This window comes from Acetobacter sp. (assembly GCF_047721705.1).
In the GTDB taxonomy this organism is placed as follows: domain Bacteria; phylum Pseudomonadota; class Alphaproteobacteria; order Acetobacterales; family Acetobacteraceae; genus Acetobacter.
The window spans coordinates 1-14,915 of sequence record NZ_JBDNXK010000022.1; the positions used below are offsets into that span (position 1 = coordinate 1).

Sequence of the window (14,915 nt, forward strand, 5' to 3'; positions counted from 1 at the left end):
GCCTTCACGAGCAATCGTCACCCCACCGATGGAGACGGCCAGACGGTCGCGATCGGCGGGTTCGCCGCATTTGCCGACAGCCATGACCACGCGGCCCCAGTTGGCGTCCTCGCCTGCGACGGCCGTTTTCACCAGTGGAGAGTCGGCGATGGCGCGCGCGATTACGCGGGCGGACTGGTCGGAGACGGCGCCCGTCACCTGAATGCGAATCTGTTTGCTCGCTCCTTCTCCATCACGAACGACCATGAGGGCCAGTTCGAGAAGAAGCTCGTTCAGGGCGGTGCGAAAGGCCGCCAGTGCGCTGTCATCTGCTTTTTCGACTGACGGATTCCCGGCTTTTCCCGTGGCAAAAAGCAGCACCATGTCCGATGTGGACGTGTCCGAATCGACGGTGATGGCGTTGAAGCTGCCTGTCGTGCCGTTGGAAAGCAGAGACTGGAGCACGGAGGCCGGAAGAGCCGCATCCGTCGCCACGAAGGACAGCATTGTCGCCATGTCCGGTGCGATCATGCCACTGCCTTTGGCGATGCCCTGAATGACGACTGGCACACCGCCGATCTCGGTTTTTTTCACCGCTGCCTTCGGGAAGGTGTCGGTGGTCATGATCCCGCGCGCGGCAGCTTCCCAGCCTTCCGGGGTTAGCGCGTCATGGAGAGCGGGAAGGGCGGCGGTGATCCGTTCAGCGGGCAGCACCTCGCCAATAACACCCGTAGAGGCCAGAAACACCTCCGAAGGTGAGCAATCGGCGAGTCTGGCTTCTTCTTCGGCTGTGAGTTCGCAGGTTTTGACGCCAGCCTTGCCTGTAAAGACATTCGCGTTGCCTGCATTGACCACCAGCGCCCGCGCCAGACCACCCTTGAGAGCGGTGCGGCACCAGTCCACCGGTGCGCCGGGACATTTCGACTTCGTGAAAACACCTGCGACCGTCGTGCCTGCATCGAATTCGGCCAGAACCAGATCTGTGCGTCCCTTGTAACGGATGCCTGCTGCGACAGCGCCAAGGCGCACGCCACGGACGACCCCGAGGTCAGGCAGAGAAGAGGCGAGGGGCGAGACAGGCAACGGCTTGGCCATCAGAAACGGACCTTCGATGCTGGCCGGTGGGAGCGGGTGTCCGACAGGCGATGAATTGAAACGAAAAAAGGAAGAACGCCGGAAAGCGTCCTTCCTCTCCTGTTAAGCGAAATGGTGGAGAGAGGCCATAAGTCCCCCCTCGTTCCATTTACTTTTTGGCAGGCGCACCAGCGGCGACGGGCTGTGCCGCATCCGGAATGGGCTTGCCGTCGGGGCCGAAGCGAACGATTTTCACGGAGGACGTGGCTTTATCCACGGCTGCGCGGACGTCCTGCTGGATCAGCTTCTGGCGGATCTGATCCTTGACTTCGTCTTCCTTCGGCACAGGCACTTCGCGGTCAGCCAGAACCTGAATGACATGGAAGCCGAACTGGCTTTTCACAGGCTTGTCGCTGTAGGTGCCGGGCTTCATGGCGAAAGCTGCGTCAGCAAAGGCCGGAACCATGTCGCCCTTCTTGAACCAGCCAAGATCGCCGCCATTGTTCTTGGCGCTGCCCTTGTCTGTGGAGAGGCTTTCGGCAAGGGTGCCGAAATTGGCGCCGCTCTTCAGCTTCTTGATGATGTCCTGCGCTTCGGCTTCCGTTTTCACGAGAATATGGCGCGCATGCACCTCTTTCTCGGGCTTTTTGTTGGCGTAATTCTTTTCATAATAATCGTGAATGGCGGCATCGGTCAGCTGCGGCATGACCTGCTTGGAAAGCCAAGCGTTCTGGAGCGCCGTGTTGGCGGCGTTTTCCATGGCCGCCTTCACTTCAGGGTCGTTCTGAAGATTGTCCTTATGTGCGGCGATCTGGATGGCCTTCTGATCGACAGCCTGATTCACCAGCATCGGGAAAATCATGTTCTGCGGCAGCTGACGCAGCTGCGGCGGCATATTCGCCGCTGATTTGCGAATGTCGTTGAGAGTGACTTTCTCGCCATTGACCGTCGCCACCACGCTGTTGGGATCAACCGTTGGCTGAGCCGGGGGCGCACCGGCAGGCTGGGAGCCCGTCGCCGGAGTGGCATCGGCTGCATGAGCGGCTGCGCCTCCGAAAGCGGAGAAAGTGGTGGAGGCGAGCAGGGCGGACGCCACGAAAAGCGAGCCCGTGTTTAAAAAACGCATCAGTAAAAAACCCTGTGTGAACAGAATGGGGCGCATCATGGCCGACCCACAGCCCCCCGACAAGGGTGATCAATGCGACTGTTTTGTTAAGAAATAGCCATTTGCCGCAGGCTCTTTGAGACCCATCTGTTGACCCTGCGCACTGGCGGCCTTATCTCATGGACCGCACGCCGATGGCTTTCTGTGGGCGGCTGACGTCCATTCCGGACGATTGGCCCGACCTGCGGGAGGCGGTGTCCGACGCGCTGTTCCGGAAAGGTCTTCATGTTCGCCTCTCTTGCCCGTGCCCTGTTTGGCAGTGCCAACGATCGCGCCCTGAAAGCGTTCCAGCGCCGTGTGCCAGAGATAAATGCGCTTGAGCCAACCGTAGCTCCTCTCAATGACGCCGCTCTTGCGCACAAGACCATTGAGTTTCGCGAACGTCTGGCCAAGGGTGAAACGCTGGACGGGCTGCTGCCCGAGGCCTTCGCAGTTTGCCGCGAAGCTTCTAAGCGTGTTCTTGGAATGCGCCACTTCGATGTGCAGCTTATCGGCGGCATGGTGCTGCACGCAGGCAAGATCGCCGAGATGCGGACGGGTGAGGGTAAGACTCTCGTCGCCACATTGGCAGTCTATCTCAACGCGCTGAGCGGTAAGGGCGTGCATGTCGTTACGGTCAACGACTATCTGGCCCGTCGTGACGCGGAAGAGATGAGCCAGCTTTACAGCTTCCTCGGTCTGACCACTGGCGTCATTGTGCCCAATCTGCCGGACGATGCGCGGCGCGCGGCCTATGCCTGCGATATCACTTACGGCACGAATAACGAATTCGGGTTTGACTATCTCCGGGACAATATGAAGTTCCGGCTTGAAGATATGGTCCAGCGGCCCTTCAATCATGCCATTGTGGATGAGGTCGACTCCATCCTGATCGATGAAGCCCGGACGCCGCTCATTATTTCCGGTCCCGCCGAAGACAGTTCAGATCTGTACCGTGCGGTCGATACCGTCGTGGCCGAACTGGTGCAGAACCCCGAAAGCTACGACAAGGACGAGAAGCTCCGCACTGTCATCCTGACGGAAGCCGGTTCCGACCATGTCGAAGAGCTGCTGCGTAATGCCGGCGTTCTGCAGGAAGGCGGCCTGTATGATGTGCACAATGTCGCTGTTGTGCATCACGTTCAGCAGTCCCTGCGCGCCCATACGCTGTTCTCGCGGGACGTGGACTACATTGTTCGTGATGGCAAAGTCATCATCATTGACGAGTTTACCGGGCGCATGATGGATGGTCGTCGTTATTCCGACGGTCTGCATCAGGCGCTTGAGGCGAAGGAACACGTTGAGGTCCAGCAGGAAAACCAGACGCTGGCGTCCATCACGTTCCAGAACTATTTCCGGCTGTATCCCAAGCTGTCCGGCATGACCGGCACGGCGATGACGGAAGCCGACGAGTTCGCTGAAATCTATAAGCTCGACGTCATTGAGATTCCCACGAATCTTCCCGTGGCCCGCAAGGATACGGATGACGAGATCTATCTCGATGAGCGGCAGAAATTCGATGCCGTGGTCAAGCTGGTGGAGGAAGTACACAAGGGCGGCCAGCCGATCCTTGTCGGCACGACATCCGTTGAAAAAAGTGAAGCGCTCTCAGAGTGTCTGAAGCAGCGTAATATCCCGCACAATGTGCTGAATGCCCGCTTCCATGAGATGGAAGCGTCGATCGTGGCGCAGGCTGGTGCGCCGGGCGCCATCACCATCGCCACCAACATGGCGGGGCGCGGCACGGACATCAAACTCGGCGGCAACGTCGAGATGCGTATCCAGCAGGAACTCTCGCACATCACGGACCCGGCGGAACGTGCCGCGGCAGAGCAGGCCATTCGTGACGAGGTTGCGAAAAATCAGGCCATCGTGAAAGCGGCTGGCGGTCTTTACGTGATCGGCACCGAGCGTCACGAAAGCCGCCGTATCGACAATCAGCTGCGTGGCCGTGCGGGTCGTCAGGGTGATCCGGGCGCATCGCGTTTCTTCGTGTCGCTACAGGATGACCTGATGCGGATCTTCGGGTCCGACCGCATGACCGGCATGCTCCAGAAAATGGGTATGCAGGAAGGCGAGGCGATCGTTCATCCGTGGCTGAACAAGGCGCTTGAGCGGGCGCAGAAAAAGGTCGAAGCGCGCAACTTCGACATGCGCAAGAACACGCTCAAATATGACGATGTTATGAATGACCAGCGCAAGGAGGTGTATGCCCAGCGCCGCGAGTTCATGATGCAGGACGATGTGGCCGAACTCATCGTCGAGATGCGCGAGGAGCTTATTCTTTCCCTCGTTGATCGCTTCATTCCGGAAAAGGCATTTGCCGAGCAGTGGCAGAGTGCTGAACTGGCGGATGAGATCCGGCGCATTTTCAACATTGATCTGCCAATCGCCGAGTGGGCCAAGGAAGATGGCATGGATCGCGAGCAGATCGCGGTTCGTATCGAGGATGCCGCTGCGCAGGCGCAGGCTGTTCGCACGACCAACTTCGGCCCTGAGATCATGCGGTATCTGGAAAAGCAGATTCTGCTGACCACCTTCGATACCGTCTGGAAAGAGCATCTGCATGCACTTGACCAGCTCCGTCAGGGCATTGGTCTGCGTGCCTATGGTCAGAAAGACCCGCTGAACGAATACAAGCACGAAGCCTTCCAGCTTTTCACTGTCATGCTCTCCGAAATGCGTGAGCGTGTGGTCATGTTGCTGGCGCGCGTCGAGATTGCTCCGCCGCCTGAGCCGCATCCGCTGGAAGGTGTCGGTGAATTCCACCCCGACCCTCAGGTCGAAGGTTATACGTCGGAGCCGGCGCATTATGCGGCAACACCTGCAATGGTTGCCGCAGAGCCGCCATCGTCCGGCGCCATCATGCCGGATGATCCCTCCACATGGGGTGAGACGCCGCGTAATGCCCCATGCCCTTGTGGTTCCGGTCTGAAATACAAGCACTGCCATGGTCGTCATGTCTGAACGCCGTTCCGGACATCCTCCAGGGCGCTGAAATCAGCCGTCAGGTTTCTCCCCAGAGTGCTGCATGCAAGGCGGCACTCTGAGGATTCTTCATTGGCGAACGAGCGTTCGCATTTAGCCGGGATATCTCACCGGCACGTCGGATAATCAGTGAGACGAGGACAGCGACATGGCAGGCCATTCGCAATTCAAGAACATCATGCACCGCAAAGGTGCGCAGGACGCGAAACGCGCGAAGCAGTTTGCCAAAGTGATCCGCGAGATCACGGTTGCTGCGCGCTCGGGATTGCCTGACCCGGCTGCCAACCCGCGCCTTCGTGCGGCGATCTCTGCGGCGCGCGAAGTGAATATGCCGAAAGACACCGTTGACCGCGCCATCAAGAAGGCGACCGGTGCGGCTGGTGGCGATGATTACGTGGAAATCCGTTACGAAGGCTATGGCCCTGCGGGTGTGGCCGTTATCGTCGAGGCGCTGACCGATAACCGCAACCGCACGGCGAGCGAAGTGCGGGCCGCATTCTCGAAATATGGCGGATCGCTGGGTGAAATGAACTCGGTGTCGTTCATGTTCCAGCGGATGGGCGTTGTCACTTATCCCGCGAGTGTGGCCAGCGAGGACGAGATGCTGGAAGCCGCGATCGAAGCCGGCGCGGACAATGTGGAATCGACGGATACGACGCACGAGATAACCTGTGCAGTCGAGTCCTTCTTCGCTGTCCGGGATGCGCTGGAAGGGAAATTCGGTGAGCCTGAGAGTGCGAAGCTCGACTGGCGTCCGGAAAACTCGGTAGCGCTGGATGAAGACAAGGCGCGCACGGTGCTGAAGTTGCTCGACGTGCTGGAAGACAACGACGACGTTCAGAATGTCTACGCCAACTTCGATCTGCCCGAAGAGGTGGCGGAAGCTCTGTCCGCATGAGGAAAGACGGTCGTGCCCCTGTTCGGCGCGGCCATGAGGGCAGGCCCATGCGCATCCTCTTCATCACCGCGACGCGGCTTGGTGACGCGGTCATTTCGACGGGTCTGCTTGATTATCTTTTGCATGCGCACCCTCGTGCCAGATTCACAGTGGCCTGTGGACCCGTAGCGGCCGGGTTGTTTCAGCGCATGCCGCAGCTTGAACGGCTGATCGTCATGACGAAGAAGCGTCATGATCTGCACTGGCTGGCCCTATGGAAAGAATGTGTCAGAACCCGCTGGGATCTGGTCGTTGATCTGCGCGGCTCTGCGATGGGTTTTGTGCTGCGGTCGCGTGCCTTCCGTGTGATGCGGGGCGGCCGTCGGGCAGGTCGTCGTGTCGCCCATGTGGGTGATGTTCTTTCCCTTTCACCACCTCCCATGCCCGTTGTCTGGACCGACGAAAGTGATCGGGCAACAGCGCGGAAGGTGTTGGGGGACGGGCGCTTCGTAGCGTTTGGTCCAACGGCCAACTGGGCAGGAAAAGCATGGCCCGCAGAGAATTTTATTGCTCTCTGGCGCAGGATCTCGGCGGTTTTCCCCGAACGCAAACTGGTCGTGCTGTACGGGCCGGGAGCGCAGGAAAAAAGGATGGCAGCTCCCGTGCTCGCCATACCCGGCGCAATTGACGCAGGTGGACGCTTCACGCTTGTCCAGACAGCGGCGATGCTTCAACGCTGCGACCTGTTTGTGGGGAATGATTCCGGGTTGATGCATCTGGCTGCGGCTGCCGGTATTCCGACACTGGGACTTTTCGGTCCGTCCCGCGTGAGCGAATATGCTCCCAGCGGGCCTTATGCCCAGTGGATTGTGGCGCCGGGACCGGAAGGGCATGCGCCCATGGCCGGGCTTGCTCCTGATCCTGTGGCCGAGCGTGCGCTCGCCATGCTGACCGATGGCAAAATGGAGGCCGCGGAATGACCGTAGAGTCCCAGCTCGCACCGCATAGATTCGATCCGGACATGCTGATGCCCGGTAATGGAATGCCCGCGAGTAAGGCCTCGGCGACCGTTCCGGTCCGTGTTGCACATGTCATGGCGGGGGCACCGGCGGGAGGCGCTGAACTGTTTTTCGAGCGTCTCTGTATCGCACAGCAGCGTCAGGCAAATGTCGATGTTCTTTCCGTTATCCGGCGGGACGGCAATCGTATGGAACGGCTGCGGACCGGTGGCCTCTCACCGCGCGAACTGCGTTTCGGAGGGCAGGCGGATCTGCTGACGCGTCCGAAGCTGAATTCGATCCTGAAAAACTTTCATCCTGATGTCGTGGTGGCGTGGATGAACCGGGCTGCACGTTTCGCACCGGCGGGCCCGTGGACGCTGGCGGGTCGGCTCGGCGGCTTCTACGATCTTTCTTATTACAAGAGATGCCAGCATCTGATCGGTAATACGCGCGGGCTGACGCAATGGATGATCCGGCAGGGCTGGTCTGCCGATCACGTGCATTACGTTCCGAATTTCGCGGACGACATTTTTCAGGTCGCGCCTGCGAGGCCACATATCGTCCCAGACAATGTGCCCTTTCTGCTCGCCTTGGGGCGGCTGCATACCAATAAGGCGTTTGATGTCCTCATCCGCTCGATGAAGGATCTGCCGGGGGTGCGCCTGCTGATCGCGGGGGAAGGTCCCGAACGCGAGGCGCTGGAAACGTTGATCCGTGTGGAACGGCTGGGCGATCGGGTTCATCTGCCGGGGTGGGTAGCCAATCCAGCGGCATTGATCCGTGCCTGCGATGTCTTTGTCTGTCCGTCCCGGCATGAGCCGCTGGGCAATGTGGTGATCGAAGGGTTTTCCGCCATGAAGCCTGTCGTCGCAGCCGCTTCACAGGGGCCGCGCGAACTTATCATTCATGGTCGCAACGGAATGCTGGCGGCAGTGGATGATCCGAAATCGCTCGCGACTTCCATTGGCATGGTGCTGGGCGACCATGTGCTTGCCAACCGTCTGGCGACCGCCGGGCGCAAGACATACGAGAAGGATTTCGCGCCGGGTCCGGTGCTGGCGGCGTGGGAAACCTTCCTGCGAAAAGTCGCTCCAGAAAGTTCGTCTGCGCGGATTACTCACTAAATGTGCGGCATCGGAGGGATCGTCTATCGACCGGGAGCTCCGCTCCGCTCCGAGGAAACATTGCAGCGACTTGCGGGTGCCCTCTCACACAGGGGACCAGACGGCACGCATATCGAACGTCTGGGGCGTGCGGATCTGGTGCACACCCGGCTCGCTATCATTGATATTGCCGGGGGCGATCAGCCGCTTCATGCGGGGTCCGCCACGCTCATCGCCAATGGGGAAATCTACAACGATCCCCAGATTCGCGATCAGCTAGGCAATCAGGTCTTCACGACCGGAAGCGATTGTGAATCGCCTCTGAGACTGTGGGAGCGGGAAGGACGGCTTTTCGCTGATGATCTGCGCGGCATGTATGCCATCGCGCTTTATGACAGTGCCGAGGACCGGCTTTTCCTTGTGCGGGATCCGTTCGGGATCAAGCCTCTCTATTATTCGCTTTTTCCTGATGGGCTTGCTTTCGCTTCCGAGCCGAAAGCCCTGATTGCCGCTGGCTTGGGCGACAATGCAGAAGACGCGGTGAAGCGGGATGAGCTTCTTCAGCTTCAGTTCACGACGGGGGGAGAGACCATTTTCCCGGGTATTTATCGTGTGCTGCCTGGTGAAATGCTGGAAATCCAGCACGGTGACATCGTGGGCCGGACGCGCCGTCAAGCTTTGCCTCGCGGTGCTTCTGAGAGGATCACTGAGGAAAAGGCGTTGGAACGTCTTGATACGGCGCTGATCAACAGTGTGCAGGCTCATGAGCGGTCGGATGTGCCGTTTGGTCTCTTTCTCTCAGGTGGGATTGACAGCGCGACGGTGCTGGCGGCGATGGCGCGGGTCCGGCGGGAACATGACGGCAATGCGCCACTTCTTGCATGGACAGCGGGTTTCGATGTGCCAGGTGCTGCCGATGAAACCGCCCATGCTGCTGCGCTGGCGCGGAGTGCGGGGGCCGAACATAGAATCCTGCGCGTCACTAAAGCGGATTTCTGGACGCATCTGCCTGCCATCGTGGCCAGTATGGATGATTCGGTGGCAGATTACGCCATCGTCCCCACATGGTTGCTGGCGCGTGAAGCGCGACAGGAAGCGACTGTCATACTCTCAGGAGAAGGGGGAGACGAACTCTTCGCAGGATATGGGCGATATCGTAGCGCCGCGCGTCCATGGTGGCGGGGTGGGCGAAAAATGCGTCGTCATGGTGCATTCCACGGGCTAGGGGTGTTGAGGGAGACTTCTTCTCGCTGGCGCGATGGCTTAGCTGCGGCGGAGCGGGAAACACGCGGCTTAGACCGTCTGACAGCGGCGCAAGCTGTTGATATCGCTGAATGGCTGCCGAACGATCTATTGCTCAAGCTGGACCGTTGCCTGATGGCGCATGGTCTGGAAGGCCGGACACCGCTGCTTGACCCTGTGGTCGCCGAAGCCGTCTGGCGTCTGCCTGACGATCTGAAAATTCGTGGAAAATACGGCAAATATCTGCTGCGTCGTTGGGTGGAACGGGAAATGCCTGTTGCGCGTCCTTTTGCGCCCAAGCAGGGTTTTACCGTGCCGGTGGGCGCGTGGATCAAGGAACAGGGGGCACGGTTGGGGCAGTTGATTGCTGCACAGCCTGCCGTTGTGGATATTGCTCATCCGACAAAAGTCGAAACCCTGTTTCGCAGCGCCTCCGGGCGGCGTGAACGCCATGCGGCATGGGCATTGCTGTTCTATGCCGTGTGGCATCGCGTGCAGATCGAAGGAAAGTCACCCGAAGGGGATGTCTTTGAAGTGCTGAGCGCACGATAAATCTGGCGTGCACTGTTTCAGGCATAACCAATCATCGGCTAAAAGCACCGCACATATTCCCACCGGCGCTTATGCCCAACCTGAAAGAGTCCGCCATGCGCTATGATCTGATTATCCGCAACGGCATCTGCATGCTTCCATGGGGCGAAGCGAAGACGGACATCGGCGTCAAGGAGGGGCGGATTACCAGTCTTGACGTGGCGGGAAGCGCTGAGGCGGCGGAAGTGATCGATGCGAACGGGCTGCACGTTCTTCCGGGGCTGATCGATGCGCATGTTCACTTGCGTGATCCCGGCAATCCGGCCGTGGAAAGTATTCCGACCGGCACGCAGGCAGCGGCACTGGGCGGCATTGCAACGGTGTTTGACATGCCGAACACCAATCCAGCGGTGACGAACGCGGAAATGCTGCGCTGGAAACAGGAATACGCCTCCCGCGAGTCCTACACCGATTTTGCATTTTATATTGGTGCGACACGCGAAAACACGAAGGATCTTGGCGAGTTCGAGCTGTTTGACGGTGTGTGCGGCATCAAGGTGTTCGCCGGTTCTTCCACCGGCAATCTGATGATCGAGGATGATGAGGGTATTGAGGCCGTGCTGCGCCACGGTCATCGTCGCGTGTCTTTCCATTCCGAGGACGAATATCGTCTGCGGGCACGGAAGACGCAGTTCGGGCAGGTCGGCATGTCATGCTGTAATCACAGCATCTGGCGTGACCCGGAATGTGCCTTCCTTGGCACGCGGCGCATCACGGCGCTGTCGGTGAAGACGGGACGGCCGGTTCATATCCTGCATACATCGACGGAGGAGGAGTTCACGTTCCTTCAGAGCTACCGTCATCTTGTCACGACCGAGGTGCTCGCCAACCATCTGACGCAGATCGCGCCGGAATGTTATGACGCGCTCGGTAATTATGCCGTTATGAACCCGCCCATCCGTGAGAAGCGTCATTTTGAAGCGGCATGGAAAGCGATGAATGATGGCATGGTGGATGTGCTGTCTTCCGATCACGCGCCCCACTCGCGTGAAGCAAAGGACAAGCCCTGGCCAGAGTGTCCGTCCGGTATGACTGGCGTCCAGACGCTGTTGCCGATCATGCTCGACCATGTGAATGCAGGCCGTCTCTCTCTGGCGCGGCTGGTCGATGTCATGGCCGCCGGCCCGGCGCGGGTCTATGGTCTGATGGCGAAAGGGCGGCTGACGGTCGGCTTTGACGCCGACTTCACGCTGGTGGACATGAAAGCAGAGCGTCGGATCACCAATGACTGGATCGCGACACCGGCAGGCTGGTCACCATTCGATGGCAAGGAGGTCAAAGGCTGGCCGATGGCCACCATTGTTCGAGGCAATGTGGTGATGCGGGAAGATACGATTCTTGGCGGTCCTGTCGGACGTCTTGCGCGTTTCGTGCCCTGAAAAAGCCGTGCGTCTGCCGCATGGACGCACGGAACGTGCAGATCTTTCTTTTTCGATTCGTGAAAAGAGAGGTCTAGCGATATATGACCCGCAGAGCCGGTTCAGACCGGAAGGAAGATAAATGAAGAAGATATCTGCGATTTGTCTCATCATGTCGGCCGCAGCGACAGGTGTGCTCTCTGGGCACGCTCACGCGGCATGGACACCATCCGACTGTGGCAAGGAGCCATCAGCACCGTCGCTCGATGTGTCGACGGTCGAGAACTATAACAGCAGCGTGGACAAGGTTGCTGCCTACGAGAAGGCGGCACGGACTTACAACAGCTGTGTCGCCAAGGCGGCGGCAAAAGAAGAAACAGCCATCAGCAATGAGGCGAAAGCCAAGATGGAGCCGTATCAGGAAGGCAGCGCCGCTGTGCAGAAGCGCATTGCAGGCAACTTCACCAAGTATAACACTGAACTGAAGGCCGCTGCGGCGAAGTTCAGCAAGAAGAAATAAGAGTAGGAACAGTCCGGTTGCCGGAAAAGATTATTCCGGCAGCCTTTTCGCGAGAGCATCAAAGGCCTGCAAGGTGCGGATGACCGCAGGCATCTCACGCAGCGGGATCATGTTTGGACCATCGCTCGGGGCGGTGTCGGGGTTCTCGTGCGTTTCGAGGAACACGGCAGCTACGCCGATAGCGACGGCTGCGCGTGCCAGAACCGGAGCGAATTCGCGTTGTCCGCCCGACGCTGTGCCAAGTCCGCCCGGCTGCTGCACCGAATGAGTGGCATCATACACCACCGGATAACCGGTCTGGCCCATGATCGGCAGTGCACGCATGTCGTTGACCAACGTGTTGTAGCCAAAGCTTGTGCCGCGTTCACACAGCAGGATGCGGTCGTTACCCGTTGACGCAATTTTCTTCGCTACATGGGTCATGTCCCATGGAGCCAGAAACTGGCCTTTTTTGATGTTGATCGCGGCACCGGTTTCCCCGGCAGCTAGAAGCAGATCGGTCTGACGGCAAAGGAAGGCGGGAATTTGCAGCACATCCACCGCCTGAGCCGCAGGAGCGCACTGTTCCGGCGCATGCACATCCGTCAGCACCGGAACCCTGAGCTGCTCGCGGATGTCGGAAAGAATCTGCAAACCCTTGTCCATACCGATGCCGCGCTGGGAGCCGATGCTGCTGCGATTGGCCTTGTCGTAAGAGCTTTTGTAGATCAGCCCGATTCCAGCTTCCCCGCACAGTTCGACAAGCGCTGCGGCCGTGTCCATCGCATGGGCAGCCGACTCGATCTGGCACGGTCCTGCGATCAGAACCAGCGGCAGATTGTTGCCGATCTCAAGTTCGCCAACGGCGACAGCGCGTGGAGATGTCACGATTCTTCTTTCGCTTTCTTGGCCGCCGCGCCGATGAAGCCCGAAAACAGTGGATGTGGGGCGAACGGGCGCGAGATGAGTTCGGGGTGATACTGCACGGCGATGAACCAGCGATGGTCTGGATATTCCACCACTTCCGGCAGGATCCCATCGGGCGACATGCCGGAGAATTTCAGGCCTGCCGCTTCGATCTTGTCGCGATAATGCACGTTCACTTCGTAGCGGTGCCGGTGACGCTCACGGATGGTCGTCGTGCCGTATATTTCCGCTGCACGGGAACCTTCAGCCAGTTTGGCAGGATATCCGCCAAGCCGCATCGTGCCGCCCAGTTCTCCGCCCTCACGACGGCGCAGCATTTCATTGCCTCGTGCCCACTCGGTCATTAGCCCGACCAGCGGTTCCTTGGCCGGTCCAAATTCCGTGGAAGATGCATCGGGCATACCAGCCAGATTGCGGGCACATTCGATGACCGCCATCTGCATGCCGAAGCATATGCCAAGGAATGGGATGTTCTTCTCGCGGGCATAACGCACGGCTTCGATCTTGCCGCCTGCGCCGCGTTCGCCAAATCCGCCGGGAACGAGAATGCCGTCGACATCGTCCAGCTGGCTCAGAGCCTCCGGATTTTTCTCGAATGTCTCGGACTCCATCCAATCCAGCTTCACGCGCACATTGTTGGCGATGCCGCCGTGTAGCAGCGCCTCGTTGAGCGATTTGTAGCTGTCGAGCATGGCCGTGTATTTGCCGACCACGGCGATACGCACTTCGCCTTCCGGTTCACGGATGGTCCGGACGATGCGCTGCCAGCCTGAAAGATCCGGTTCCTGATCGTGAGGCAGGCCGAAATAGCGCAGAACTTCGGTGTCCAGTCCTTCCGCATGGTAGGAAAGGGGGCACTCATAGATCGTGTCCACGTCGCGGGCTGCAATGACCGCCTGTGGGCGCACATTACAGAAGTTGGCGATCTTGCGGCGCTCGTTTTCCGGAATGGGGCGATCACAACGGCAGAGAAGAACCTGCGGCTGAAGCCCGACATTCTGAAGTTCTTTCACGGAATGCTGTGTCGGCTTGGTCTTCAGTTCACCTGCGGACGGAATCCAAGGCAGCAGCGTGAGATGCACGACCATCGTGTTTTCGACGCCGAGGTCGTTGCGAAGCTGACGAATGGATTCAAGGAACGGCAGGCTCTCGATGTCGCCAACAGTGCCGCCGATCTCGACAAGACAGAAATCCAGTCCCTCAGTGTCTGCAACCACGCGCTCCTTGATGGCGTCGGTGATGTGCGGAATGACCTGCACGGTCCCACCGAGATAATCGCCGCGACGTTCACGGGCGATGACTTCGGAATACACGCGGCCTGTGGTGGTGTTGTCGGCGCGCGTGGCGTTCACGCCGGTGAACCGCTCGTAATGGCCGAGGTCAAGATCCGTTTCGGCACCGTCATCGGTGACGAAGACCTCGCCGTGCTGATACGGGCTCATCGTGCCCGGATCGACGTTCAGATACGGGTCAAGCTTGCGCAGCCGGACCTTGTATCCACGAGCTTGAAGGAGGGCAGCAAGAGCCGCAGAAGCGATTCCCTTGCCAAGAGAAGAGACCACACCACCGGTGATAAATACGAACCGCGTCATGGAAGGTCTCCCTACACTGAGGGCATAGGGCGAGGGAAGAGCCAAATCGGTCTCTTGTCGCCAGCAGACAATTTTGTCCGCGCCCGATTGCAAAACACAAAATTCACAAAAAAAAGCGCGACGGAAAAGCCGCCGCGCTTTGCATCTCCTGAAATCAGGAAAACTTACGGCTGGGTGACCGGTGCGCTCGTTTGGGGAGCGGGTACGGCGGGCGCAACAGGCTGTGTCGCGACAGGCGCTGGTGGTGGCGGGTTGGCGAGAATGTCATGGCCGCCGTTTCCACCGACTGCGCCACGATTCATGACGGCCAGCAGAAGGGAGAGCAGCATGAAGGCAGTCGCCAGACCGGCCGTGCTGCGTGTCAGCAGATTCGCCGTTCCGCGCCCGGTCATGAAAGAGCCCATCCCTTGCGATGAGCCGATGCCAAGGCCACCGCCTTCGCTCCGCTGGATCAGCACGACGGCGATCAGCGCGATGGTGACGAGCAGGTGAAGAGTCATCAGAACGGTGGTCATGAACAATCCGGTCGAAGAACAGGGA

Annotated in this window: 12 protein-coding genes; 7 read left to right on the forward strand and 5 right to left on the reverse strand. The window is 59.3% G+C overall.

Features of this window, described 5'->3' with window-relative positions; translation table 11 throughout:
- On the reverse strand, window positions 1-1,074 hold a 1,074-nt coding region (gene argJ, locus ABF824_RS05760), incomplete at its 3' end, for a bifunctional glutamate N-acetyltransferase/amino-acid acetyltransferase ArgJ (protein WP_415486948.1).
- Between the two features lie 148 nt (window positions 1,075-1,222).
- Window positions 1,223-2,179 carry a peptidylprolyl isomerase gene (locus ABF824_RS05765; protein ID WP_415486950.1) on the reverse strand — a complete coding sequence of 319 codons (957 nt, stop codon included), beginning with the start codon at window positions 2,177-2,179 and terminating at the stop codon, window positions 1,223-1,225.
- A gap of 264 nt (window positions 2,180-2,443) precedes the next feature.
- Between ABF824_RS05765 and secA the strand changes: the two genes are divergently transcribed.
- The 7 genes from secA (at window position 2,444) to ABF824_RS05800 (ending at window position 11,877) form a co-directional block, all read left to right on the forward strand.
- Window positions 2,444-5,164 (forward strand): preprotein translocase subunit SecA, encoded by a 2,721-nt coding sequence (gene secA, locus ABF824_RS05770; RefSeq protein ID WP_415486952.1) that lies wholly within the window; start codon window positions 2,444-2,446, stop codon window positions 5,162-5,164.
- Window positions 5,165-5,333: 169 nt separating this feature from the next.
- On the forward strand, window positions 5,334-6,083 hold the full coding sequence (locus ABF824_RS05775) for a YebC/PmpR family DNA-binding transcriptional regulator (RefSeq protein WP_415486954.1): 750 nt from the start codon (window positions 5,334-5,336) through the stop codon (window positions 6,081-6,083).
- A gap of 47 nt (window positions 6,084-6,130) precedes the next feature.
- Window positions 6,131-7,042, forward strand: a complete 912-nt coding sequence (locus tag ABF824_RS05780) for a glycosyltransferase family 9 protein (RefSeq protein ID WP_415487012.1) — start codon at window positions 6,131-6,133, stop codon at window positions 7,040-7,042.
- Window positions 7,043-7,104: 62 nt separating this feature from the next.
- Window positions 7,105-8,187, forward strand: a complete 1,083-nt coding sequence (locus ABF824_RS05785; protein WP_415487014.1) for a glycosyltransferase — start codon at window positions 7,105-7,107, stop codon at window positions 8,185-8,187.
- Window positions 8,188-9,960, forward strand: a complete 1,773-nt coding sequence (gene asnB / locus ABF824_RS05790) for an asparagine synthase (glutamine-hydrolyzing) (protein ID WP_415486956.1) — start codon at window positions 8,188-8,190, stop codon at window positions 9,958-9,960.
- Window positions 9,961-10,055: 95 nt separating this feature from the next.
- Window positions 10,056-11,378, forward strand: a complete 1,323-nt coding sequence (locus ABF824_RS05795; RefSeq protein ID WP_415486958.1) for a dihydroorotase — start codon at window positions 10,056-10,058, stop codon at window positions 11,376-11,378.
- 121 nt (window positions 11,379-11,499) lie between these two features.
- On the forward strand, window positions 11,500-11,877 hold the full coding sequence (locus ABF824_RS05800) for a hypothetical protein (RefSeq protein ID WP_415486960.1): 378 nt from the start codon (window positions 11,500-11,502) through the stop codon (window positions 11,875-11,877).
- 30 nt (window positions 11,878-11,907) lie between these two features.
- Here ABF824_RS05800 and kdsA read toward each other — a convergent pair whose 3' ends face one another.
- The 3 genes from kdsA to secG all read right to left on the reverse strand — a co-directional run bounded on the left by kdsA (window position 11,908) and on the right by secG (window position 14,890).
- Window positions 11,908-12,744, reverse strand: a complete 837-nt coding sequence (gene kdsA / locus ABF824_RS05805; RefSeq protein ID WP_415486962.1) for a 3-deoxy-8-phosphooctulonate synthase — start codon at window positions 12,742-12,744, stop codon at window positions 11,908-11,910.
- Window positions 12,741-14,375 carry a CTP synthase gene (locus tag ABF824_RS05810; RefSeq protein ID WP_415486964.1) on the reverse strand — a complete coding sequence of 545 codons (1,635 nt, stop codon included), beginning with the start codon at window positions 14,373-14,375 and terminating at the stop codon, window positions 12,741-12,743. Before ABF824_RS05810 ends, kdsA begins: the two co-directional genes overlap by 4 nt.
- 164 nt (window positions 14,376-14,539) lie before the next feature.
- Window positions 14,540-14,890, reverse strand: a complete 351-nt coding sequence (gene secG / locus ABF824_RS05815; RefSeq protein ID WP_415486966.1) for a preprotein translocase subunit SecG — start codon at window positions 14,888-14,890, stop codon at window positions 14,540-14,542.
- Between the last annotated feature and the right edge of the window lie 25 nt (window positions 14,891-14,915).